Annotated in this window: 26 protein-coding genes; 22 read left to right on the forward strand and 4 right to left on the reverse strand. The window is 62.1% G+C overall.

Annotated elements, in window-relative coordinates:
* Positions 1 to 100: 100 nt before the first annotated feature.
* Genes LMTR21_RS17625 through LMTR21_RS17640 form a run of 4 tightly spaced genes read right to left on the reverse strand, consistent with a single transcriptional unit; the run spans position 101 to position 2,573 of the window.
* Positions 101 to 1,495 (reverse strand): hypothetical protein, encoded by a 1,395-nt coding sequence (locus tag LMTR21_RS17625; RefSeq protein ID WP_141688508.1) that lies wholly within the window; start codon positions 1,493 to 1,495, stop codon positions 101 to 103.
* 46 nt (positions 1,496 to 1,541) lie between these two features.
* Positions 1,542 to 1,907: a hypothetical protein gene (locus tag LMTR21_RS17630; RefSeq protein ID WP_141688507.1), complete on the reverse strand. Its 366-nt coding sequence runs from the start codon at positions 1,905 to 1,907 to the stop codon at positions 1,542 to 1,544.
* 25 nt (positions 1,908 to 1,932) lie between these two features.
* Positions 1,933 to 2,268 carry a DUF6804 family protein gene (locus LMTR21_RS17635; protein WP_065755207.1) on the reverse strand — a complete coding sequence of 112 codons (336 nt, stop codon included), beginning with the start codon at positions 2,266 to 2,268 and terminating at the stop codon, positions 1,933 to 1,935.
* Entirely contained in the window at positions 2,268 to 2,573 is a 306-nt protein-coding gene (locus LMTR21_RS17640) for a hypothetical protein (RefSeq protein ID WP_065755206.1), read from the reverse strand. Before LMTR21_RS17640 ends, LMTR21_RS17635 begins: the two co-directional genes overlap by 1 nt.
* A gap of 353 nt (positions 2,574 to 2,926) precedes the next feature.
* On the opposite strand from LMTR21_RS17640, the gene LMTR21_RS17650 reads away from it, so the two are divergent.
* From LMTR21_RS17650 to LMTR21_RS17755, 22 genes are all read left to right on the forward strand, one after another.
* Positions 2,927 to 5,458 carry a prohead protease/major capsid protein fusion protein gene (locus tag LMTR21_RS17650; protein WP_065755205.1) on the forward strand — a complete coding sequence of 844 codons (2,532 nt, stop codon included), beginning with the start codon at positions 2,927 to 2,929 and terminating at the stop codon, positions 5,456 to 5,458.
* A 59-nt stretch (positions 5,459 to 5,517) separates the two neighbouring features.
* Positions 5,518 to 5,856, forward strand: coding sequence for a DUF2190 family protein (locus tag LMTR21_RS17655; RefSeq protein WP_065755204.1), 339 nt, complete (start codon positions 5,518 to 5,520; stop codon positions 5,854 to 5,856).
* Between the two features lie 85 nt (positions 5,857 to 5,941).
* Positions 5,942 to 6,322, forward strand: coding sequence for a hypothetical protein (locus LMTR21_RS17660; protein WP_141688504.1), 381 nt, complete (start codon positions 5,942 to 5,944; stop codon positions 6,320 to 6,322).
* A 71-nt stretch (positions 6,323 to 6,393) separates the two neighbouring features.
* The gene (locus tag LMTR21_RS17665) at positions 6,394 to 7,152 is read left to right on the forward strand and encodes a hypothetical protein (protein ID WP_210250581.1); all 759 of its coding nucleotides are present in this window, start codon (positions 6,394 to 6,396) and stop codon (positions 7,150 to 7,152) included.
* Positions 7,142 to 7,999: a phage baseplate assembly protein V gene (locus LMTR21_RS17670; protein ID WP_065755201.1), complete on the forward strand. Its 858-nt coding sequence runs from the start codon at positions 7,142 to 7,144 to the stop codon at positions 7,997 to 7,999. The genes LMTR21_RS17665 and LMTR21_RS17670 overlap by 11 nt, the downstream gene beginning before the upstream one ends.
* 18 nt (positions 8,000 to 8,017) lie before the next feature.
* Positions 8,018 to 8,233, forward strand: coding sequence for a hypothetical protein (locus LMTR21_RS17675; protein WP_065755200.1), 216 nt, complete (start codon positions 8,018 to 8,020; stop codon positions 8,231 to 8,233).
* The gene (locus LMTR21_RS17680; RefSeq protein ID WP_246175657.1) at positions 8,233 to 8,721 is read left to right on the forward strand and encodes a GPW/gp25 family protein; all 489 of its coding nucleotides are present in this window, start codon (positions 8,233 to 8,235) and stop codon (positions 8,719 to 8,721) included. Before LMTR21_RS17675 ends, LMTR21_RS17680 begins: the two co-directional genes overlap by 1 nt.
* A gap of 11 nt (positions 8,722 to 8,732) precedes the next feature.
* A complete protein-coding gene (locus LMTR21_RS17685) occupies positions 8,733 to 9,689 on the forward strand; it encodes a baseplate J/gp47 family protein (protein ID WP_065755199.1) in 957 nt (318 codons plus the stop codon).
* On the forward strand, positions 9,686 to 10,939 hold the full coding sequence (locus tag LMTR21_RS17690) for a phage tail protein I (RefSeq protein ID WP_065755198.1): 1,254 nt from the start codon (positions 9,686 to 9,688) through the stop codon (positions 10,937 to 10,939). Before LMTR21_RS17685 ends, LMTR21_RS17690 begins: the two co-directional genes overlap by 4 nt.
* A gap of 17 nt (positions 10,940 to 10,956) precedes the next feature.
* Positions 10,957 to 13,206, forward strand: coding sequence for a hypothetical protein (locus LMTR21_RS17695; protein WP_065755197.1), 2,250 nt, complete (start codon positions 10,957 to 10,959; stop codon positions 13,204 to 13,206).
* A 10-nt stretch (positions 13,207 to 13,216) separates the two neighbouring features.
* A complete protein-coding gene (locus LMTR21_RS17700) occupies positions 13,217 to 13,441 on the forward strand; it encodes a hypothetical protein (protein ID WP_065755196.1) in 225 nt (74 codons plus the stop codon).
* A gap of 13 nt (positions 13,442 to 13,454) precedes the next feature.
* Entirely contained in the window at positions 13,455 to 14,585 is a 1,131-nt protein-coding gene (locus LMTR21_RS17705; RefSeq protein ID WP_065755195.1) for a hypothetical protein, read from the forward strand.
* Between the two features lie 4 nt (positions 14,586 to 14,589).
* Entirely contained in the window at positions 14,590 to 15,285 is a 696-nt protein-coding gene (locus LMTR21_RS17710) for a hypothetical protein (RefSeq protein WP_141688502.1), read from the forward strand.
* A 3-nt stretch (positions 15,286 to 15,288) separates the two neighbouring features.
* Positions 15,289 to 15,942 (forward strand): DUF4376 domain-containing protein, encoded by a 654-nt coding sequence (locus LMTR21_RS17715; protein ID WP_065755194.1) that lies wholly within the window; start codon positions 15,289 to 15,291, stop codon positions 15,940 to 15,942.
* A 4-nt stretch (positions 15,943 to 15,946) separates the two neighbouring features.
* Positions 15,947 to 16,168 (forward strand): hypothetical protein, encoded by a 222-nt coding sequence (locus tag LMTR21_RS17720; protein WP_065755193.1) that lies wholly within the window; start codon positions 15,947 to 15,949, stop codon positions 16,166 to 16,168.
* A gap of 18 nt (positions 16,169 to 16,186) precedes the next feature.
* Positions 16,187 to 17,977 carry a phage tail sheath protein gene (locus LMTR21_RS17725; RefSeq protein WP_065755192.1) on the forward strand — a complete coding sequence of 597 codons (1,791 nt, stop codon included), beginning with the start codon at positions 16,187 to 16,189 and terminating at the stop codon, positions 17,975 to 17,977.
* 26 nt (positions 17,978 to 18,003) lie between these two features.
* Positions 18,004 to 18,549, forward strand: coding sequence for a phage major tail tube protein (locus LMTR21_RS17730; protein WP_065755191.1), 546 nt, complete (start codon positions 18,004 to 18,006; stop codon positions 18,547 to 18,549).
* A gap of 3 nt (positions 18,550 to 18,552) precedes the next feature.
* A complete protein-coding gene (locus tag LMTR21_RS17735) occupies positions 18,553 to 18,984 on the forward strand; it encodes a hypothetical protein (protein ID WP_141688501.1) in 432 nt (143 codons plus the stop codon).
* Positions 18,984 to 21,629, forward strand: coding sequence for a phage tail tape measure protein (locus tag LMTR21_RS17740; RefSeq protein WP_065755189.1), 2,646 nt, complete (start codon positions 18,984 to 18,986; stop codon positions 21,627 to 21,629). The genes LMTR21_RS17735 and LMTR21_RS17740 overlap by 1 nt, the downstream gene beginning before the upstream one ends.
* Positions 21,626 to 22,081 (forward strand): phage tail protein, encoded by a 456-nt coding sequence (locus tag LMTR21_RS17745; RefSeq protein ID WP_065755188.1) that lies wholly within the window; start codon positions 21,626 to 21,628, stop codon positions 22,079 to 22,081. The genes LMTR21_RS17740 and LMTR21_RS17745 overlap by 4 nt, the downstream gene beginning before the upstream one ends.
* A complete protein-coding gene (locus LMTR21_RS17750) occupies positions 22,081 to 22,344 on the forward strand; it encodes a tail protein X (protein WP_246175658.1) in 264 nt (87 codons plus the stop codon). Before LMTR21_RS17745 ends, LMTR21_RS17750 begins: the two co-directional genes overlap by 1 nt.
* The gene (locus LMTR21_RS17755; RefSeq protein WP_065755187.1) at positions 22,341 to 23,471 is read left to right on the forward strand and encodes a phage late control D family protein; all 1,131 of its coding nucleotides are present in this window, start codon (positions 22,341 to 22,343) and stop codon (positions 23,469 to 23,471) included. Before LMTR21_RS17750 ends, LMTR21_RS17755 begins: the two co-directional genes overlap by 4 nt.
* The last annotated feature ends 10 nt before the right edge of the window (positions 23,472 to 23,481 follow it).

Below are 23,481 nucleotides of genomic sequence, written 5' to 3' on the forward strand. Positions count from 1 at the left end.
GCGAAAAGACGCTAAGGGCCACAAGCTGCCATTGGCGGGCTCGATCATTGTTCTGATCGCGGTCGCGGCGTGGCTTGGGACCGAATGATTGTTCCCTACGTCAGATATCTTCGTCGTGCGGGAAACGGTCTGACCATTCACGTAAAAAGTTTTTGAAAGTGTCATAAGAACCCAACGGCATGGTCGAATAGAAGGTGCCGACGTGAAGTGCGAGTGGGGTCCACTCTGCCGGGGGTATGGGTCCTATATGTTTCAAAGGGTCCGAGAGCGATTGGCAGCCGATAGACCGAAGCACGACGCTTGCGAATGGTTCAAATGTTACGGTCGGATCTTTCAACGCATCAAGATAAAGGGTTCTGCTCTCTCTGGCCCTTCTCTCAAAGTCCACGCCTGTTGTGTCGTGCACTATGCCGAGGGCAAGCCGTCCTGCGACGGCGGTCGTGACGTGGCCGATCCGCTCAAACATTTCGCGGTCCTGTTTCGCATCGGCCTTCCAAAGCTGTCCCATCAAGAACGCCATCCATACGATGGTCTCTGCCGCGATGACATCGAGGTTCGTGTTGCGAAGTAACTGACGCGAGCTTCTCCACATAACACCCTCATCCCATTGCAACGTCTCTGTGACGAAGTGGCCCGCTGCTGCCATGAGGATGAGAGATAGGACCGTGGCGCGGTTGTCCGTTCCCGCTGAACGCTTCTTGGTCATCTTATCGGCGACTTGGAAGAGGTTCGCGGGGTCAGCCAGTTTCACGCAACTCTCAGTTAGCGGCGGCAGGCTCGAACTCAGGTCTGGCTCCGCACCGCCGGATCGCCCATCGGGTGCGCTCGGTCTCCTGCCATCGGTGGGCGCGGGTGTGTTACTGGTGAATTTCAGTTGCGATAGTGCTTCGAGGTGCTTGCGCGGTCGCACCAGATCATTTCGCGCATCGAACGCCTTGAGCCGGGAATCCCCAATAGGAATACCGACCATCCGCTTTGTGCACTCCAGCGATGCGGCGTAAGCCCCTTTTGGGAAACCGTCAACGTATAGGGTCGTACCTCGAATGAGATCGCGACGTGCCTTGTCGGTCATCATGCGATAGCCGGAAGGCACCTGTTTCGATTTGCGAGCGAAGTACAGAGACAAATACAGCACGTCCCAATGGCGACCGTTTTCCGACACGACTTCGAACACGTCCACTTTGTCGAACGCCCCCAACCTATGGAAAGCAATCGCACTGCCGTCTGCCATCTGCAGCCGGGAGAGGTAGACAAGTTCACCTACTGGCCCATTCACGGGCACTGGGTTTGTCAGCGTCCGTCCAAAATCGCCGAAGGCGTTAGGTACGTAGTCGCATGAGGGACTGCCTGCGAGAACTTGTCGTAAGTCTTCGGGGAGTGCGCTGTTTTGGGCGGCCTCATCATCGAGAAACCGAACAACCTTATCAAAAATGCGCTGGACCTCGGGTGGGAACGAGGTATCTGGAGCTTTTCGTCCAAACGGCCACAAGGCCATGTCTCTGTCCTTCGCAAGGCGGTATGTCGCTGTGACCCCGACGGGATTATTGTAGAGCGTCAAAAGCAATCTTGTACTGGTTGATCGCCTTCTGAATGTGCGAGCAGCCTGCTTCAGTTTGCGGGTATGGAAACCAGCCAGATCGTGCTTGGGAATAGATCGCTGTTCGCTTCATGCCCTCTTGATATCCGTAACGGAAGCTCTGTGCGGCGGCAGGGGCAGCGCGCTTCAGGAACGCGGTCATCAATGGCACGACCTGTCCTTCACGCATGTAACCTTTCGTTTCGCATTCAATTCCTGCGGCGAATACAGATCCGCTGTTCCAAAGGTCATCGGTCGAGGTCTGTGCAGAAACCGTCATTACAGTGAAAGGCACGGTACAAGCTATGAGACAGAGAACCTTCAATAACATGTGCCCCTCTCTGACGTTTCGGACCCTAGCGAGAGCCACGCTGATCCGCTGCCGCATCACGCTTGCTCAATCTAGCGACTGCCAAATGCGCGAGGATTAGAACCGCAGCGGCGATGTCGAGCCAGAACCACGCTGCCCGGTTTAGGTGAATCGGTAATATCGGGTTGAAGAGGATTGCAGTGATGCCAAGCGCAACGCCCCAAACATAAGACTTCTCGGTCCACGAAACGAAGGTGAGATAGCCACAGAACCCGCAGACAACGAGACGGGTGAAGGTGTAGTAGCCGTAGGGCCACCTCGCGGTTGCCGCCGCAACGACCGCGGCGGCAATGAGCCATAAGAACCAAGGCAACGTGCGCATCAATACGCTCGGCGTTCAAACAACGACGATAGCCCGCCGGCTGCCATCAGAATTATCATTATGATTAGGCCTGGCACCGCCAGTAACAATGCCTGCCACCATTCCCAGTGCCAGCCATACCTCGCGCCGTAATACGTCATGACGGCCACGAAGCCCGTGCCCAACAACGGGATGCTGTAGCCAAAAAGAAAAGCAATGAAGCTGAGAAATCCGCCTAAGCCAAAGTACAAATGCATTCCCTCGACGTAGGCAAATATCTGGGCAATACCTACAGCCAGATACGCGACGGCGAAAATAACCTGCATGCGACATTCCCCCTTGGCGATTATGATGGCAGCATAAACCTTAGATCGCAATGGCCTGTTTCACGGCCCCATGTCGGCTGTGGGTTATTCGCTACAACGGGCGACCCAGCGGCAAGTCCAGCCATGTCCGCTGTGACGCCGAAAGCGGAAGTCAATTCAGAACGTTAGCGGCCACGCTATGGGCCGTTGCGGGTTGATGATCCGGCCGTGGGTGTGATTCAAGCGCTCAAACGGAGCCTTGAATTATTCGCTACGAACTCAACGATTCCAGGCGCAGAAGGACGCGCTGAAGTACCCCGAAAACTGTCAACGAAGAGAGAGGCGGCGCGAGCAATCGCGCCGAATGGTCTGCTATGCCGTGGTCAGCGAAAGACGCTCCGAAGCACAACTCGAAGACGAAGGAAAAGCCCGCTCTGCAGAAGGCGTGGGCGTCAGCTGCGAACGCCGCGCTCGAAGAGTACGACGGCGACGAAAGCAAGGCGGTCGCGACGGCGAACAAGGCGGTCGACCAGAAGATTGCGGCGGCAGGACGCACCGGCGGCGACCTGCAGACGCGCGCCAGGCGCCGGCCTCTGACCGAGGAAGAGAAAGCGGCGCTGGAGGATGAAGAGATCGATCCCGAAGAGATCGAGGACCAAGACGAGGAAGACGACGAAGAAGACGACGATGACGAAACCGGTCGCCGTCCTCGACGCTCGGCCGAGCCGTTCGATCGTAACCTCGACGTCCTGACGCGTGACGTTGCCAATGCGAACACCACGATCAAGATCAAGGCGAATAGCTATGACGCGAGCACGCGCACCTGCGACGTCATGATCTCGACCGGCGCGCGCGTGCGTCGTATGTCCTGGGAAGGCGAGTTCGACGAACTGCTCGACGTCTCGGCGCGCTCAGTCAGGCTGCAGCGGCTCAATGCCGGTGCGCAATTCCTCGACGCGCACCAGGCCTGGCGCGGCCTCGACGCGGTGCTCGGCGCCGTCGTGCCAGGTACCGCGCGCATCGAAGGCCGCGAGCTTTGGGCCAAGCTCAAGCTGTCACGCAATGAAAAGGGCGACATGCTCGCCCGCAACCTGATGGATGGCATCACGGTGCCGGTGTCGGTCGGTTATCGCACCTATCGTGAAGTCATTGACGCGACGACGAGTCCGCCAACACGGACCGCCGTGGATTGGGAGCCGTTCGAAGTGTCTTACGCTCCTATCCCACATGAGAATGGCGCCGGCATTCGGTCTGCGTCGGATGGGCTTGGCCCGCAACACGGAGAAAATCCTATGTCCGTTAGAAATGCGACGGGCGCGGCCACCGCGCCCACTGAGGAAGAAAAGCGCCGCGCTGCGGAGGCTGCAGCCGCCGAACGGAGCAGGCGGCAGGAGGAAGAGCGCCAGCGCTCGGCGAGCGAAGAGGTCGCGCAGCGCGCGGTCGAAGAGCATTCCCGTTACGTCGAGGAAATGTTCGCGCTCGGCACGCAGGGCAAGTTCTCGCACGACGAAATCATGAAGGCAATTCGCGCAAAGGAGACCGTTGAAGCGTTCTCCAAGCGAGCGCTCGCCAACGTCGCCAACGAGAACAACAAGCGGCCGACTTCCGGCATTCACGGCAACGGTTTCGACGGTGAGGACGGCAGCAACGGCTTCTTTGCCGGCAGCCGCTTCGTGGTCGGTATCAACCGCGAAACGCATCAGCGCACCGAGGCCATGACCGAAGCGCTCGCGCGTCGCATCATGGCATCGCACCGCACGCCGGTGATCCAGACCGAGGCGCAAGCGGACTATGTCCGCCGCATGGGCCTGACCGACGAAGTGGTTCGGTCGTGGCAGGTTCTTGATGGGCGGCAGAAGCCGGACGTCGAGCGCACGACGCAATTCCTCGGCGCTTCGATCGTCGAGCTTGCCGCCACCTGCCTCGGCTATACCGGTTCGATCCGCTCGGCAGACCAGGGCTATGAACTGATGCGCCGCGCCTTCATGACCACCAGCGACTTCCCGCTGGTGCTGGAGAACGCGATGCACAAGGTGCTGTTGAGCCGCTATCAGCTGGCACTGCCGACCTATCGCGAGATCGCGGTCGAGAAACGGTTCAACGACTTCCGCGACCATCCGATGTATCGCATTGGGCAATTCCCGATGCTGGAGCCGATCAACGAGGCCGGTGAGATCAGGGCCGGCGCAGCGGCGGAAAGCAAGGAATCGGCCCGCGTCGCGCCTTATGGCAAGTACTTCCCGATCACCCGGCAAGTGCTGGTCAATGACGACATGAGCGCGATCGATGACATCATCGGCTCGGCCGGCACCATGGTGCTGAATTTCGAGAACATCGAATTCTATAAGATGTTCAATTCGAACCCGGTGCTGAAGACCGATAACAAGTCGGTCTTCCATGTCGACCATAAGAACCTGTCGGCAAGCGGCAATGAGCCGGTGCCAGGAGCGATCAGCCTCGCCCGTGCTGCGATGCGCAAGCAGACCGACATCGATAACTTCCCGCTGAATGTGCAGGCCTCGATCCTGCTCATTCCGGGCGAGCATGAGACCAGGGCCGAGCAGCTGGTCGCGACGATCAACGCGAGTCAAACCGGCGCGGTGAACCCGTTCTCCGGTAAGCTGCGCCCGGTCGTAGAGGGCCTGATCACTGGTCATGAGTGGTACCTGTTCGCGAACCCGCAGACGATTCCGAACTTCGTCTATGGCTTCCTGACTGGCGCGACCGGTCCGCGCACCGCAACGGATGAACCGTTCACGGTGCAGGGCATCCGCGTGAAGGTCGAGCACGACTTCGGTGTCGGCGCGATCGACTATCGCGGCGCCTACAAGGACACCGGTGCGGCGGCGACCACGCCATCCTTCCCGGTCACTGTCGTCAACGCTGACGAAATCGGCAGTCCGTAGCAGCTGGATAAAGGCGGCGGCTTCCGCCGCCTTTCGCCCTAACATCAGGAGAGATCGAAATGACCAGGTATTTTCGTGGCGAAGGCAAAACGCTGCGCATCAATGCGCCGGCCGGCGGCGTGGTGTCCGGCATGGGTTACATCATTGGCGCCGCATTCGGCGTTGCACAGGTATCGGCGGCACAAGGCGTGTCGGTTGACCTGCAGCTGGGCGAGGCCCACCAGCTGCCGAAGACCGCCAATGAGGCCTGGCCGAATATCGGCGCCTCCGTGTACTGGGACGACGCCAATAAGGTCGCGACGCTGACCGCCGGCGCAAACATGAAGATCGGCATCGTTTTCGAGACCGCCGCCGCCGCTGATGCACGGGGCTGCGTTCGCTTGAACGGGTCGTTCTGATTGGGGCGGCCCGCTGTCTTAATCGAGGTGGGCCATTCCCGGAACGGGTGTCGTCATGGTGGACCTTGACCGCCTGGCTGGGGCCATGAACCGCACGATCGACAACACCTTCGGCGTGAAGGGCATGGTGCGCATCGTGCCCTGGATCAAGGGTAGTTATGACGCCGGTCGCGCCGATCCCGGCCGCGAAGTGGTGACGGCGCCCGGCGTGCTGTTCTACGGCGAAGACGCAGTGGTCGCTGCCGGCGGCGGTTCGGGCGGCTTCCAGGGCCGCATGGCCGAGTTCGATGTCTGGCTGTCGATCGATACCGCGCACCTGCAGCGCGCCGGCGCCAGGCAGGGCGATCGGATCGAGGTCAGGGCCGAGACGTTCGAGACCAATGGCGAGACCTTCGAGATCAACCGCATTTCGGGCGATGGCATCAGCCGCTCGAAGGTTTACATGTTGCGGGCGCCGGAAGAATGAGCCTGATCAGATCGTGCGTCCGCGTGTGCGCCGTCGCTGCGCTACGCGATCGGCTTTGGCAAAGCGTGAACGTGTACGACTCCGACAACACGCCGCTGGAAGACGCGGTGAAGGAAACGCCGCAGCCTTACGCCACGGTCTACACCGACGATGATGACGGCACCGACACCGAGGCGCATGACCTGGATAGTGGCACGCGCATCATGATCATGATTGTTGAATTCGGCATCGCCGCGCCGATACCGGCCGCCGAGCAAGAGGGCGAGGGACCGAAGGTCGCAATCCCGCCGACCGACGCTTCCTTCGAGCTTGCCGTTGATGCGCTCGATCGGCAGATCGGTTACGCGCTGTTCACTGATCCGCGCTCGATATGGGGCGAGCATATGCGGTCACTGACGACGCGCGTTCTCAGTGTGTCGCGCAAGCGCGGCGCCGGTGCCGAGAAAGGCGCGCGCTTCGCAGCACGCCAGATCATCTATCAGCTGGAGACGATCGGGGACCTGGCGCCAGGCAGTGCACTTGCTTCTGACGGCGCAATCGCGCTCTTCCTGGATGCCGCCGAGGGCTCGGCCGAACGGCTCGACATCGCCAAGGCCGTGCAGTTCCTGCGCAGCGAGATCGCGATCAGCGACGATTGGTCCTGGCGCCGTGTGCAGGGCCTGCTCGGTCTGACGCGCGGCGAGGTCGACGCGATCGGCATGGGACCGGTTAAGCCGAGCGATGCCGAGGCGCCCGACGAAGAGACGCCGGCGCTGACCGACGTCAAACCAGATCAGACCTCGACCGTGGTCGAGCCGTATCCGTCCGAGGCAGACAAGTATGGCGCTTGATGACATCCAGAAGCTGATTTTCGAGGTCGCTGATCTGAAGCGCCGGCTCGGCCAGATGGTGCGCGTCGGCTCGGTGGAAGAGGTCAAATCCGGCAGCGGTGAGCAGAAGCTGCGCATGAAGCTCGGCAAGGACGGCCAGGGCGAGGACATCCTGTCGCCCTGGCTGCACTCCTCTGACCATCGCGGTGGCGCGCGCGAAGAGGCGCGCTACAAGAAGGGTCAGAACGTGATGCTGATCGCGCCGAACGGCGATTGGCGCCAGGCGCAAATCTTCCCCTATGCGGAGAACGACAAGCACAAGCGACCGGATCACGCGACCGATTCCAGCGAGAGCTATCAATACGAGCACTTGCGCGAGTCCCGCACGAAGACCAGTCACGAATTGTGGTTGGCCGACGACGAAAGTCAGCAGCAAGGTTCGGGCGGCGAGGCGGGCAGCGGTCAAGGCGGTGGCGAAAGTCAGAAAGTCACGGACTCCGACAAGAGCGTCGCCCTGATCCGCATTGGTAAAAAGCCGAAACAGAAACAGCAGCAGCAAGCTGGCGGCGCGTCCGGCGCGCAAGAGCAGCAGGAAGAGGAAGAAAAGCCCAAGGGCGTCTTGCTTCTGAAGTTCAAGGAATCGGTCACGTTTCAGGTTGGCGAGAAGACCTTCGTCAAGATCACGGACGGCAAGATCGATGCCTATGTCGACGACTCGCACTCGATCATCGAAGCCGAGAAGATCACGCACAAGTCGAAGGTGGTCGTGCTGCAGGTCGAGGAGAAATGCCTGCTCGGCGGCGAGGATGCTTCGATCCAGGTGAAGCTTTGCGACGACAGCTGCGCAACCAAGGTCTATGCCATCTGAGAAGGAGAACGCGAGGCCATGATCAGGAAACAGACCTATGTGATCATTGACGACCGCATTAAGCCGGATGCGCTCGGTCAACTCGGAGGTGTCAAGGTCGAGACGCGCGGCGACAAGCGCATCGTGCAGATGACGCCGGGACAGGCGAAGTGGTACCTGGAGAACGGGGCGATCAAGCTCGATGCGCCAGCGCCGGCACCGCAGAAGGCGGCGGCCGAGAAGAAAGCCAGCTGATGGCCGACCCCATCCAGTATTATGACCCGGACCTGGCGATCTGGCCGGACCTCATTGCCGGCAAGGTGCCGTTGGCGCCGGTGCGGGTCGGCGTCGATCGCCGCACTGGCAAGGTGCTGGTCGGTTGGCCGCACGTGCAGCAATCCATGGGCGTGATCTTCTCGACGCGGTACCATGAGCGCGTGCTGCGCCGCTATGTCGGCTCATTCGTGCCGCACCTGCTCGGCGAAAGCGCGCTGCCGCGCATCATCACCAGGTTCTTTTGGGCGATTGCCAGCGCGATCGACCTATGGGAGCCGTGCTATTCCATCCAGCGCGTACTGGTCGGTCCGGACGTCTCGCCCGAAACGGTGCGGCTCGGCAATTTCACCTTCCAGAATAACGGCGTGTATCGGCCGCGCGGCCACCTCGGCGATCCGACGCCGGAGAAGCGGCGCGCTGGCGGCTTCGTCGGTCGCGGCGAGGGGCTATGGGATGCAACCGCCTGACAGGGTGAGACATGGCCAGACTTGGTGTCATTGAGCTTGATCAGCTGCCGGCGATGCAGGTGCTGGAGAAGCTGGACTCGGAGTCCATCCTTTCCGCGCGCATGGCGCAGTTCGTTGCGCTCTGGAAGAGCCACGATCCGCCGGCGGGCGCCGAGTACGACGTCGAGAACCTTGAGTTCGATCCGATCAAGATCACGCAGGAAGCCTCAACCTATTTCGAGCTTCTGGTGCGCGACCGCGTCAACCAGGCGGCCAAGGCGGTCACGTTGGCGTTTGCATCGGGGTCGGACCTGGATGCGATCGGCTCGCGCTATCCCGGCGGCATGCCTCGGTTGTCGGGCGAGAGTGATGACCACTATCGCATGCGCATCTGGCTCTCGGCCAACACGCTTTCGCCGCATGGCGTCTATGAGAGTTATGTCTTTTGGGCGCTGACCGCCGACAAGACGCTGCGCGATGCCACGGCGGTGGCGCAGCGCGGCACGCCGAACGTGGCGATCACCATCATGGCGGACGGCACGCCGGTGAAGGCCAATGCGGCGAAGAACGGCATCACCACGTTTCCGAGCCCGACGCCGACGATCCCGCAAATCGACGTGGTGCGTAGTTACGTCGAGAACAGTTCGCGCAAAGCGCTGACCGACGTCGTCAGCGTGCGCGCGCCGAAGATCGTCAAGACGAATTACAAGATCGACGTCTGGCTTTTCCCGAGTTGGGACGTCGACCTTATGATGCCAGAGCTTTATGTCGCGGCGGCCGAACTGATCGAGAAGCAGCGCTGGCTCGGCTACTCGCACACGATCGACTCGATCGACGCGGCGCTGAAGCGCTCCGGCGTCTACAAGATCAAGGTGATCGAGCCCGCGGCCGACGTCGAGATTGATCGCCATGAAGCGGTGCAGGTGGGGCAGGTCACGATCCGATATGCCGGCCGTGGCGGCTTCGAAGAGCCGACCGAGCCAACGTGACTGCGACCGACCTCGGTTCTCGGCTGCTCTATCGAACTGCGACGGGCCTGGAAAGGGCGCTTGCCGATGTCGACGGCTTCCGGATCACCGACACCAATGTCGAACTGATCCAGGCGATATGGGACCCTTGGACATGTCCCTTGCGGGTACTGTCGTATCTCGCCTGGGCGATGGGCGTCGAGTACTGGAATGACGATTGGTCGGAGACCACCAAGCGCGCCTGGGTTGCCTATCAGCTGGAATTCAAATCGACGCGCGGCACCCGCAAGGCGCTGGAAGTTGCCGTCGATTACGCCGGGCGCGACATATCGCCATGGGGCTATGAGGTCACCAAGGTCATGGCGCGGCCTCAGAAGGTGTTCTCCGGGCCATCGCTCACGCGCGAGCAGCGCGAAGCCTGGCTGGCGCGGCTGCCGCAGGTGCGCGTATGGCGCATCAACGAACAGGGCACGGCGGCGCCTTACAAGAGCTTCTACAATTCACACGCTGCGAACCGCCTGCGCCACCGCCGCTTCCACCTCGGTGGCGCCGCGTCGATACCATCGGATGCGATCACGCGCCTGAAGCGCCGCGCGCGCTGGATCGAACATGGCGTCGAGACCGACATTCACGTGTCGGACTTCGGCTCATACTTCCAGCTGCACAAGGCTGGCGTCGAAAACGGCTCGGTGTTCTCCGGAAGACCGTTCGGCCTCGGTCGGCACTACCTGCCCTCGACGGCCGATGAGCGGCTGATCACAATCGAGCCGAGGGCCGCGATGCCCTGGCGCTCGGCGAACACGCCGTCGATGCAGGCCGTGACGTCCGAACCCGAACGCGTCACCGTTCACGGCACGCGCGGGCGAGGGGTGTTCTGCGATACGCCGCTTGCCAATTTCTTCGTGCCAACCACGGCGCCGTATCGCATCTATCAGCGCTATGCGGTGCTCGATCCGACCGTGCGTGAGCTTCGAAGGCCGCCAACCCAATTCATGGGCGTCGGTCGTTACGGCTTCCCGGCCTTCACCGCACGCGTACACGTCGAAGTCAGGGGCGTCATCCATCCAAAGGCCGCCGGCTTCGGCTACCTGGTGCCTGGCATAAGGTTCTTCATGCCACACGACGGCCGGGCGATCGAGCAGGTCAAGCTGGCCGCGCAGGGAGCGAAGGCGCTTCGCGACAGGATTTTGCTGCGGACCGGACCGGAGCCGAAGTTCTTGGCCGGTGAGAAGCCTGTCATGGCCGAAATCGACACCATGCCGGCCGGCTGACAATACGGAGAACTGTAATGGAGAAGCGCGTACTCTTTCGCGACTATCAAGAGCAGCAGGCGCAGGATCACAACGATCTGCAGGCCTTTGCGCGGTCGTCGCTCGATCACCTCACGCTCGACGTGGTGACGAAGACCAGGCGCTATGCCGGCTTCACCGTGATCAAGACGGCGCAGGCGGAAATCCAGGTCGCGCCTGGCCGCTTCTATGACGTGCTCGGCGCCATCTATCATCGCGACACCACGCTTGTGCAGTCAATGCTGACCTATCTGCCGGCGGTGGCGCAACGGAAGGTCTTGATCTCGGTGTACGGCATCGAGAACGAAGCCGACGTTGAGGAACGCGACTTCTTGGTCGACGTCGACACCGGACGCACCGAGCCGCAGGCGGTCTCGACCACGACATCGCGCGACGCCATCATTGCCATCAGCCCCGGCTCGGAATCATCCGATCCGCAGCCGCCGGCCATCCCGGTCGGTCATGCGCCGGTCGCGTATGTCACGCTCGATCCGGTGCAGGTCGTGTCGGTGCAGATGCTGACCGACTTCGCGGTGCAGTCGACCGAAGACCTCGACAACCGCGCCGATGCGCTGGAGACGTTTCAGGGGCAGATCGGGCCGCGCGTTTCCTCGCTCGCATCCGATCTTGCGGCGCTCGCAGCGCTGGTCAGGGCGTCGGCGCAGCAATACGACGTCAGCATGATCTTCCGTGATCTCGCCGAGGTGAAGGAGAAGGCGGGACTGCCGGCGGCCTATTCGCAGTACGGCGCCGACTATTTCGTCGATCCGACCGACTCCGACACCGATAATAGCCTGCAGCTTGGCTATGACGCGCTCACCGAAATGGGCGCCCGGTTCGCAGCGGCGAATGCCGACATCTTCGAAATCTCATTGTTCTCGGCCAACGATCCGAATGCAGCCCTGCAGAACGGCATGTTGCTGCCGGCCTATGACCGCGAAGTGAAGCTGTCGAACACGGCCTATCACGACGACCTGGGCATGTCGCAATACGGCTATCAGACATACCAGCTGGTTCAGCGCAAAATCAAAAAGGAGCGCCTGCGCTACGGCGGCGGCTACACGCAGTGCACCAACGGCGCCCGGATGAATACCGGCACCGGCGAGCAGGCGCCGTTCTGGCTGCCCGACTTCCAGACCTATCAGACCGTTCAAATGACAGGACCTGGCTTCGTCGGCCATGTCTGGAATCAGTTCGATTACTGGTGGCACGACAGCTGGACCGAGTCCTATTGGGAATTGGAGACGATCGACCACACCATCACTGGTGCGCAGATCGCCCAAACCTTCCTGGTTGCGAATGACATGTGGGCGACGCGGCTGTCGTTCTATGTCACCGCGAAAGCGGCGGCCGAGAACATCATCGTATCGCTGACGGAAGTGAACACTGGCATGCCGGACCTGGAGAAGGTGATCCTACACCAGGTGCATAACCAGGCGAACATTGTGGTCGGCTGGAATCATATCGACATCGTTCCGACCTTCCTGGAGCGCGGCAAGCGCTATGCGATCGTGCTGACATCGAACGCAAACCATCGCATCGGCATGTCATACGGCCAGACTTATCTGGATGGCACGTTCTTCTATTCGACCGATGGTCAGTATTACCTCGGCGACCTCATGAAGGACATGCTGTTCCAGGTGTGGGGCGCCAAATTCCGCTCTGCACAGGTGACGATCGAGTTTGCGCCGATCAATCTCGACGGCGGCTTGCGCAATATCGACATCACGGCCGGCGCCATCGTCCCGGCATCGTGCGACCTGGTCTATGAAATGCGGCCGAATGGCGCCGGCGAATGGCAGCCGCTGACGCCAACCAATGTCGCGGCGCTGGTCGCCGCGCCGCCGCTCTGTCAATTCCGGGCACGGTTCATCGGTACCCGCGACGTGCAGCCTGGCCTCATGATCGCCGGCTCGCGCGCCTACGTCTCCAGGCCGAAGATCACCTTCGTTCATGTCTCCGAGCAGCAAACGCTAGCGGCAGCCTCGACTTCGATCTACGTCAAATGCGTCCTGGAGCGTTTCGACGATACGCCGCACGATTTTTCCTGTGCCCTTCGCGTCGCTAACACCACGGTGCAGGCGACGGGATTCACCGACGAAGTGCTCGACGTCAACTTGAAGCGGGTCGCGCGGACCTTCCACTTCACGACGCCGTCGACACAGAACTTCATCGTCATCATGTCTGGAAGCACCAACTCGCCGGCAAGCATCTTCCACGTCGCCGAGCGTGTGTTCTGGGTCGCATAGGGAGTGCCACATGGCGAGCAATAACCAGACCAACTTCAGCGGCACGATCGAACCGATCGAGCCCATGAAAACGCTGCCCAAGTTCGTGGATGGCGCGCAATACCACATCAAGGTCGCGCGCGCGGTCGAGCTTGCGCCGGGCCTTTGGGCGCGGCCGGCGTCGCCGAAGGTTGTGGTCTCCGGTGCCAAGGCACGCGAGCTTGGTGATGTCGTCATTTGGGCGATGAAGCTCTGACGGAGTAACCCCGATGGTCTCCAGGTTCGAGAGCTATCGCGTCAAGCGGCGGGACAATCTCGCCGATCCCGAGTTCTGGAATCCGCGCTTCCGCGATCTCGACAATCGCATGACAGCGCGCGAGTTAGACGCGACCAGGATTGACGCTGTGGTCGACGCGTTGGAGGCGGTCGCGCTGCAGCGACTGAATGACACATTCACGCCGCTGATCCTGGAAGCGCAGGCCAGGCTCAACAATCTCGGTGCTTCCTTCTCCGCTGAAAGCCTGGAAGCGCATACGATCGTCACCGGTCCGCAGACGTTCACGCTGACCGACGAAACGGCGGAAATGTACGTCTATACGGACTATGTGAATATCCGCCCTGCGGCAGCGACGCAGAATCTGATGCTGGCGCAGGTCATCAGCTTCAATCGCGCCACCAAGGCGCTGAATGTCAATGTCGTGCACGCGGAAGGCGCCGGTACGTTCGAAGACTGGCTGATCCGCGTCGGCGCACCGATCGACCTCACCCATGCCGACCGCACCGACAACCCGCACCAGACCACGGCCGCGCAGGTCGGCGCGTACACGATCGCCGCTGCGGATGCGGCCATTGCGGCAGCCATCGCCGCGATCCCTGGCGTCGATCTGTCGGGACTGCTCGCCAAGAATCAAAACCTTTCGGATCTCACCGACGTCGCGGCGGCGCGCACCGCGCTCGGCCTGAAGCTGCTCGCGACGCAAGACACGGTCGGCTGGGCGCAGCTGGCGAGCAACATCTTCGGCACCGCTGCAAACTTCCGGGCGAAGGCAGCGAACAAACTTCTGACCGCAGAAGGGGTTTGGGATGCGGCGGCGCAAGTGCAACTGCCCGATCAATCCGGCACGGTGACGCTGGATTTTTCGACCGGGATCAACTTCTACATCCCGCTTGCCGGGAGCATCACGCTGGCCAACCCGATCAATGGCAAGAACGGCCAGTCCGGCTGCATTTACATCTATCAGGGCAGCGGCGCCGGACGCACCGTCTCCTACGGCAATCAATGGTATCCGCTCAATGCGCAGTGGCCAACGCTGTCGACGGTCGCCACCGCTTCGAACTATCTGACCTATCAGTGCATCGCCGGCTTGGTCACGGTGACGGGCGGCAAGTTGACGGGCTGATCCCATGGCGTTGGCCGCGCGCAAGCAATCGTCCTTGCTGGTGCCGACGCGGCGCGTGCTGATACCGCAGCGGCGCGTGCTGCGACCGCGCCTTGCAATTCCTGGCATCGCGCCATTGCCGGTTGGTGCGAGGAAGCCTGTGCCAGGCTCGACCAATTACGGATCAGCCGGGTCGTACACATTCGTCTTTCCGTATTGCGATACGTTCTCGATTGACATGTACGCGCCAGGCGGCGGCGGTGGTGGAGCGGTCGCATACTGGAACGGCGTGGTACCGGGCTCGCCGGGCGGCGCTGGCGGTTACATGCAGTTCTACCGGGACGGCATTTGCAACCTCGTTGCCTATGGCGGCAATGGCGGGCCAGCCGGTGCTTTTGACGCAGCGTCTCAATCTCCAGGTCGTCAAACCGCTCACGGCACCGCCTCTGGCGGGCAGGGCAACGTCACCGGTGGCGGACGTGCTGGAGGTGTAGAGGGCCGGACATGGCAGGGCAGCACAACGTTCTATGGCTGGATTGGCGGCAATGGCGCGCGGGTCTATTCGACATTCACCAATTGCCGCACTTGGGAAGGTTGGACGTTCTCGTTGACCGTCGGCAGCCCCGGCAGCGCCGGCGCAAATGGGACCTCCACGGGCTACACGACTACACAATATCCAGCAACCGGAGGTTCCGGCACTGCCTATGTGTCTTGGAGTTGAGCGATGCAGTTTGTGCGCGAGACATCGCCGAACGTGTTCGTTAATCAGAGCCGCGAGGCAAGCGTGATCGAACGCGCCAACGGAATGCCCGACATTCAGCACCCGCCGCAAGTGTGGTTGGCATGGTCGGAAGAAATCCAGGAAACGCACGGCATCTATCAGGTCGAGGACGTGGCGCCCTTCCCTGGGCTGGCGGTGACAGGTCGCCGCTTCGAGCGGCGCGATGGCAAGGTCGTGATGATTTACGACTATGTGATCGACAAGCCAGCGCTGAAAGCGGTCGCCGCCAATCTGCGATGGAATATTGAAATGGCGGGCATGACGCTGCCCAACGGCCTGCCGGTCGCGACTGACCGCGAAAGCCAAGGAATGATCGTCGGGGCGGTGGTCGCGGCGATGGCCAATCCAGCCTTCACCTGCAAATGGAAGGCGGCGGACGGCACTTTCGTCACGCTCGATGCAGCGACTGTGATCATGGTCGGCACCGCCGTCTCACAGTTTATCGAGGTGTGCTTCTCGGCTGAAGCGCACGTCGTCGGGGAGATCGACGCCGGCACGCTGACCACAATCGACCAGGTCGAAGCCGCGATACGCGATGGCATCAGCCAAGGGACGTCCGCGCTTCAAGCCGCAATGGCGGCACAGGCCCAAGGGTAGTCACATGGCGATCACCACGATCCAGCAAGCGACCGAGGTCTCCGAGGTCAACATGGTCACGATCTCTGAGACCGTCCAAGACGAAGAGAACAATGTCTATGTGCGCGAGGTCAGGGCGTTCGGTGCTGCCGACGATAGCGGCACGCGGCCCTTGCTCTTCACGCTGCGGCTCACCGCTCCGACAGCTGCGGCGTTATCGCTGACCGCACCGGTGCAAACCTTCTGAAAAAGGAGACTTAGAGCAATGTCCGATCCAGTCTTTGGCGTAGTACTGCGCAGGGTCGACGAAGAGCCGAGGCCGGTTATCGCCGCCGACCTCTCGACCATCGGTCTGATCGGTCCGGCATCCAGTGCCGATACCGACACCTTTCCGCTCGATACGCCGGTCAAGGTCTACTCAAACGACTCCGTCACGCTCAACAAGCTCGGCGAGTCCGGCTATCTCGCCGACGCGGTGAACGGAATCAACGATCAGCTTGGCGAGCTTGACGCGGCAGCCACGCTGGTGATCGTGCGCACCGCTGAAGGCACCGATCCTGATCCGGCCGTTCGCGCGCAGCAAACCATCGGCAAGATCATGGGTTCGTCGATCGACCGGACTGGCGTGCATGCCTTTCTGATGTCGCCAGAACTGCTTGCGGTGACACCGCGTGTGATCTGCGCGCCTGGCTATACCGGCCAGATGGCGACCTCGCTGTCGACACTGAATCTCACGCAGGTCGGGCGAGGCTACATCCCGGGCCAGCGCTATGACATGACCTTCACCGGCGGCGGCTCGGTCGGCACGGTGGTGCAGGCGCAGGGCCACGCGATTGCCAATGCCAACGGCGAAATCCGCCAGTCCGATCTGATGATCGACTCCTATGGCGCCTGGTACACCGGCGCGCCCAACGTCACCTTGCCGGCGCCACCGGCTGCCGTGACGGCGACGCTGACCACCGCGATCAACAACGGCGCGGTGAGTGAGCTTGTGATCGGCGCCACCGGCGCTGGCTATGTCCCGGGCGAGGTCTATCCGATCACCTTCGCCGGCGGCGGTGCCGATGCCGGCAAGGTGCTGCCGACCGGCCACGCCACGGCGGACGAAAGCGGCGCGATTGGGCAAGAGCAGCTGTACCTCGACAGCCCTGGCGCGAACCTGACGCAGCCGCCGACCGCCACCATTCCGGCGGCGCCGGCCGTCGTCACGGCGACCTTGACCGCAGCGGTCGCAGCGGGCGCCAATCCGGTGTGCGCAGCCTTGCCTGGTGTGCTCAACCAGATACTGGGGCACGCCATCGTCGAGCCGGTCGGCACCAGCGAAGTTGCCGACGAAAACTGGCGCGAAACGATGAATTCGCAGCGGCTGATCCCGGTCACTGGCGGCGTCAAGATCATGGACCCGGACACATCCGAGATCGTGGTCAGGCCGCTCGCGCCGCGCGTTGCGGGCATCCTGGTGCGACGCGACAAGGAAACCGGTGCGCCATTCCACTCGGCAGCCAATCAACCGGTCAATGGCATCGTCGGACCTGCGCGCGCAATCAGCTTCTCCCTGGTCGACGGCGACAACGAAGGCCAGCAGCTGCTTGCGAACAATATCGGCATCCTGGTGCGCGGCGAGACCGGTTCGGACTTCGCCATTTCGTCGGGCGGCTTCATCTTCGTTGGAACCGACAATGCCGGCGACGATCCGCTTTGGCAGTTCTACAACGTGACGCGCGGTCGCGACTTCATCCATCTGTCGCTATTGCGCGCGCTGCGCACTTATCTCGGTCGCTTCAACATCAGCGGCCACACGGTGCAGGCGATCGTCAACACAATGAACTTCTTCCTGCGCGACCTGCAGGCCCAAGACCATATCCTGGGCTACAAGGTCGACTTCAAGGGTTCGTACAATAGCGCCGAGCAGATCCGCCTCGGTCACTTGACGGTCGGCTTTGCGGCGGAAGAGCCGCCAGTGCTGCGCAAGATCACCACGCTGTCGGCGCGGTACCGGCCGGCGATCGACGCCATGGTGTCGCAACTCGAACAGCAGCTTAACCTGGCTGCGTGAGGCTTCGGCCCTGAAAGGAGCACGCGATGTCTTCAAACGTCTATGTGATGGAAGCCGCCAACCTGTTTTGCGGCGATGCTGATCCATCGCTCTCGAACCATCTGACGATCTCGGACTTGAAGCTTCCGGAGTTGGCCGAGAACTATGTCGACCATCGCCCTGGCGGCGCACCGATCGCAGTCGAGGTCGACACCAACATGAACCGCCTGGAGTCAACCTTCACGCTCGCCGGCTGGCAGCCGCAGGTGCAGACCATGATCGGATTGTCGACCACGGCCAACCAGGTCTTCACGGCCTACGGCGTGATCCGCGACCGCCGCAATGGCCGCGCCCTCGAAGGCAAGGCCGTGATGCAGGGCCGGCTCGGTCGCGTCAATCCGCAGAACTGGCGCCGTGGCGATCTGCAAAGCCATGAGTATTCGATCCGCGCGATCATGCACTATGCGCTTTGGCTCGAAGGCGAGGAAATGTTCTATTGGGACTTCTTCCTCAACACGCGGCGAACGGGCGGTGTCGACATCAATCGCGACATCAATCGCATTCTGCGGATTCCGATTGGTGAGGGTGGTTAAACCGTGACCGCGACCGCTGCACCTCTCCGTAAAGATGCGCCCGCCGAACCCAAGACGGGCGCTTTGTCTATTTCCGTACCGCTGTATGTGCCGATCACGCGCGCGGGCCGGACCATCACCTCGGTCGAAATCGCGCCGGTCAAATTCGATCACACGCTGCGCTGGAACGAAGGCAAGTTCGAGGGCGGTAGCACGGCGCTGCTCGCTGAATTGACTGGCCTCGACCAGGCGACGTTGCGCGAAATGATCGAGGTGGACGCGCAACGCGTGATGGCGCTGTTCATGACGTTGCTGCCGGCCTCGATCCGTGCCGACATCGAAAAGGGCGTGGTGCCGGTGGCGGGTGACGCGGCGCAAGCGCGCGGCGTGGCGCCGACGCCCATGGCGGCACCGGAGCCGGATCACGGCGTCGGCTTCGATGTAGGTGAGCAGTAATGTCCGGTCCGCAGCTGGACGCCAGACTTCGGCTTCTCGCGCAGGACGAAAGCGCGCGCATTCTTGCGGAAGCGGCGCGCAATATCCGGACCCTCGCCACTGAAGTGGGGCGCACTGGCCAGGCGACGCAACAGAGTATGCGCCGCTCGAAGGAATCGACCGACGAATTCGCGAAATCGATTGCCGATGCCACGATCGGCACGCTCGGCCTGGTGACCTCGGTCGGCGGCGCCGTCGAGACGGTGCGGCAATCGGTGATAAAGTTCGCGGACGTCAGTTCAATGATGAGCCGCATCGGGCGCGAGGGCAATCTTACGAAAGACCAGGTGGCGAACCTGCGGCGTGAATTCACCACGCTCGCGAACCAGACCAAGTTCGCCTTCGACGAAATCGGCAAGGCCTATCGCGACTTCCAGAGCAAGACCGAATTGACTGGCGAGGCCGCAAAAAGCGCGTTTGGGGACATCGCGAGGGCGGCGAGCTATGCCGGCGTCGAGATACCATCAATGACGCGCGCCTATGTCGCGGCGATGGGAACGCTGAAGGTCTCACAGCAAGACATGAAGGGCGTGATGGCGACCTGGGTGAAGGAATTGCCCGGCTCGATGGACGAATTCGCCGAGGCGGCGCCGCGCGCCACGGCCGAAATGGCGCGGTTCGGTCTGACCGGCCGGCAGAATGCGATCGAGCTTGGCGCGATCTTCAACCAGCTGGGCACCACGTTCGGCAATGCCAGGGCCGCCGGCAATCACTTCCAGGCTACGTTAGGCGCAATCGGCAGCACGCCGGTACTCGCCCACACGTTCTATGAAGCCGTCCGAGCGGGCAGCGGTCTGACCGATGCGCTGGAAAAAGTTATCGGGCAACTGGATTCGATCGGGGCGCTCGACCCGTCAGAGAAGGGGTTGCTCATTGCTGAAAAGCTTGGCGTCAACTCGGAATCGCAGCGCGCGCTGATCGCGATCCGCGACCATATGGGATCGATCAGAAACGGCGCGCGCGAAGCCGCCGCTGCAGTTAGCGAGACCAACCGGAAGATGGTGGAAGGGGGCGAGAGCCCTAAGAGGGCCATCCACCTTTTATCGAACGCCTGGGATGAACTGCAAACCTCGATCGGCGAGACGTCTTACGCGCTCGGTGCCGGCGCTGGCATGAAGCAATTTACAGCCGCGCTGAATGATCTGAAGAAGGCGATCGACAACGTCCGGGAAGCGCTCGAACTGCTCCAGAAGGGCGACATCATGGGCGCGCTGAAAAAGCTTGGCGACTTCTTCCAGGGAGCGATGAATCCAAGCTCCTTCCTGTTCGGAAGAGGGCCGCAGCTGGCCAACCCGCTAACTGCACCGTTCGCTGCCCAACGAATGATGATGGACTACTTCTTGAATCGCGGCGGACGCGGCGAGACCGAATTCGACAAGCGCTTCCGTGGCGAGGACAGCGGCCAGGAAGAGAACACCAAGGCGCTGAAAGACCTCACCGACGAACTGCGCAAGCGCGCCGGTGCGGCGCCGGCAAGCTACATGCCGACCAGCCTCGGCGGCCTCGGTGGGCCGGAAGGCGGCGCCGTGCCTCGGGGCTTCCGTTCGGGCGGCGGCTACTCGGTGCAAGGCCAGCAATTCGGCGGCGGTGGTGGCGCTGGCGGCGGTGGTGGCGGCGGGATCACACCAGGCCCGAGCGCGCCAGGCGGTGGCCAGGTCCCGAAATCGATGCCGCCGGCGGTCGGTGGCGGTGGTGGCGGACTCGAGAACTACCAGCCGCAGGGTTCTGCCGGTAGCGACCCGGCGCTCGCGGCCGATCGCGCCCGCTTTGATGCCGAGCTCGCGCAGAAGCCATGGCTTGCCGAGCGCATGATGCAAATCTCGCTTGGCGAGAACACCGATCCGCAGGCCAACCAGGCCGTTATGGAAACGATCTACAATCGCGCGTCGCAACGCGGCACTTCGCTTGAAGAGGCAATGAAGGACGTCAGCCGAGGCGGCTACTATCCTGGGACCACATTCAGCGGTGGCGCGCGGAATATGCGTAATCCGCGCATGCGCGCGATGGCTGAAGAGCATTTTCGCCGGGCGCGCGGGGGCAGCAACGTCTCCAACTATGCGACCGACAATTCATCGCAGGGCCTCGCCTATACCGAACGATACGGCGGCGCCATGGGCGGCTATGGCAGGCCGGGACAGCGACCGGGCAAGTTCACATTCCAATCCGAGTTTGGCGGGCGCGGCACTGGCACACGAGGCACGGAAACCTTCTTCTCACCAGGATGGGGCGGCGGTGGTCGGGCAAGTCGGGCTGCTTATCTCGCCTGGCGGCAACGCCTCGACACGGAGCGGGCAGCCGGGCTGAATCAGCCCGCCCTCACACAAATGCCGGACACGCCGACCGAAGCGCCGCCAGAGCTTCGTGCACCCGAGGCGCCTTCGTTTGATGAGCGATTTGGCGCCGCGTACAGGGGCCGCCAGAGCAGCCTGGAGGATGCGCAGCGGCTGCGCAGTGACCTCGAACGGCCGATCAAGATGTCGGTCGAGGCGCCGCAGATGCCGAGCCAGCTGGTGCCGCGCTTCCGCCGTGCCAGCGCGCGCGAGAGCCTGCAGCGTGAGGTACGCGATGCGCGCTGGCTGTCCTATTCCGACATTGGTGCAGCATGACCAACAGCACGCCCGTTCTGATGCAGTGGGGCCTTCTGCAATTCCAGGTCTGGCCGCTCAACTATCACGAACTGGATCACTACAGCAAAACCGACTGGGCGCGGAAGGAGATCGCCGGCGCTGCGGTCTATCGTGAGTGGACCGGTGAAGGCGACGAAGAGCTTCACCTGCGTGGCAAGGTATTTCCGCTCAAGCTCGGCGGGCTCGAAGAGCTTGAAGTGATGGAGACGATGCGCCGGCAGGGTATCGCTGCGCTCATGATGCGCGGCGGCCAAGGCGAGGGCCGTTCGCTCGGCTGGTATGTGTGCGAGCGCCTGGTGCGCAATCACACGTTCATCGATGTCGAGGGCTTCGGCAAGCAGATCAGCTTCGAAGGTCTGTTCGCGCGCGTGCCAATCCCTTCGGCCGAGGACGAATTCCCCGTTCTCTGGAGCCTATTGGCGCCGACCTGATGGCCATCACCAGTTACGAAATGCTGACCGTCAAGGGCGACAACGTGACGGCAGACCTGATCGTATGGCGGCGCTACCGCGTGCGCGCGCCTGGCATTGTCGAAGCGATGCTGGATGCAAACCCGCACCTGGCGCGCATCCATCGCGAAGGGCCATTCATTCCGGTCGGCACGCAGGTGCGGATTCCCATCGATGCCGAACTGATCGCAAAGGGGCCGAAGCCGAAGCAAATCGAGCTTTGGACGGCTAGTCCGAACCTATGAGCTACGTCGACACTGATCCCTGGCATAACAAGCGCGAGTCGACGCGGCGCAAGGTCCGCTGCACGATCATTATCGATGGGGTCGACGTCACCAGCCGCTTCGATCCGCACCTGCTATCGGTCACCGCGATCGACACGCTTGGCGGTGTCGACCAATGCCACATAGAGCTTGATGACCGCGACGGTCGGCTGAAAATTCCGGTGGCCTGGTCGTCCTATGTCGCGGTCTTCATCGGTTGGCATAGCGAGAGCACCTATTACACCTTCGAGGGCTGGGTCACCGATGTCGAAAGCGGCTTCTCCCGCGGTACCGGCGGCCGGCGGTTATGGATCGATGCCACCGGCACGCCGCGCAATGAAGGCAAGAGCCCGTCAGTAAAGAACTGGGGCGAGGGCGCGCCGCCTGGCCAGCAAGAGGGCCAGAAGATTCCGCTTTCGCAAGTGCTCCAGGAAGCGGCGAAGGCGGCCGGTTTCACGGTGCAGATCGGGGCGTCATTCCAGAACGTCATGCGCGACTACTGGTCAATGCAGACCGAGAGCTTCATGCACTTCGGCGAGCGCCTGGCGAGCGAGCTTGGCGGTTACTTCAAGATCAAGGGCAAGACGGCTTACCTGCGCGACGCACCTGATCTCTCCGGCGGCATCGAAGCGGTGTGGGGCAAGAACCTGATCGAGTGGCGCATCAGGCCCTACATCGGCCGCACGCAATGGGGAGGTTCGAAGCAAGACCATTTCAATATCGCGCAAAGCATTTGGGAAGAGACCAAGAAACAATTCGGCGGCGAGGGCGTGTTCGGCGGCGCCAACGCGATCACGCAGCTGCCGAACCCGGCGCCGAACGCGAGTGTTGCCGAGCAGGGCAATGATGGCTCGAACAATTTCGCCAATGCGGCCAGGGGCGCCGGATGGGTGAGCATCAACGGTGAGCCGCAAGCCCGGGGCGGCATGGTTGTCAGCGTGAGAGGGGCGAGGCCGGATGTCGACGGCACGTATGTGATCGACGAAGCACATCACAAGTATGAACGCGGCGGTGGCTACACCACGATGTTGAAGCTGCGTTTTCCGATGGCCAAGGCACCGAGCGGGACGGAAGGAGGGGCGAGCCCGACGCTGCCGCAGAACCCTTAAGGATCAGGGC

It is taken from the genome of Bradyrhizobium paxllaeri (assembly GCF_001693515.2).
Lineage (GTDB): Bacteria > Pseudomonadota > Alphaproteobacteria > Rhizobiales > Xanthobacteraceae > Bradyrhizobium > Bradyrhizobium paxllaeri.